Source organism: Bradyrhizobium sp. 31Argb (assembly GCF_043638955.1).
In the GTDB taxonomy this organism is placed as follows: domain Bacteria; phylum Pseudomonadota; class Alphaproteobacteria; order Rhizobiales; family Xanthobacteraceae; genus Bradyrhizobium.
Genome location: NZ_JBEGDB010000716.1, coordinates 1 through 505, shown reverse-complemented (window position 1 = coordinate 505; position 505 = coordinate 1). Strand labels below are relative to the sequence as shown.

The 505-nt window shown below is 63.2% G+C and carries 1 protein-coding gene; it reads right to left on the bottom strand.

From position 1 onward, the window contains the following. On the bottom strand, positions 1–505 hold a 505-nt coding region (locus AAFX91_RS42410), incomplete at both ends, for an IS630 family transposase (RefSeq protein WP_394570441.1).

Genomic DNA, 505 nt, shown 5'->3' with positions numbered 1-505 from the left:
CATGCATTGGGCGTAATCCCTTGCCGCTCGTCGCTCGGTGACCTTGACCTTGCGCCAGGGACGATGAACGTCGAGCAGAACGAAGAGATTGACCGTGCCATTGCGACGATACTCATAATCGTAACGTTCGAGCCTGCCGGGCTTGGCCGGAATGGGCTGACGCGTTTCGCCGATGAGTTGCACCGGGCTTTCGTCGAAGCACACCACCGGCCGTCTGGAGTCGGGCGCCTCGGCATAGAGGTCGAGCACATCCTCCATGCGGGCGACGTATTCGCCGTCGACCTGCGGAATGCACCACATGTCTTTGCGCCAGGGCTTGAGGTCATTCTCGGCCAGGCGCCGCCGAACCGTCTCGTGCGACAGGCTCTTGTGTTCGGTGAGTTTGACCATCGCGCCTGCCAGCAGCTTGAGCGTCCAGCGGGCACGGCCCTTTGGGGGGCTGGCACAGGCGGTCGCCACCAGCAAGGCTTCTTCCTTGCCGGTGAGTTTGCGCTCCGCTCCGGGA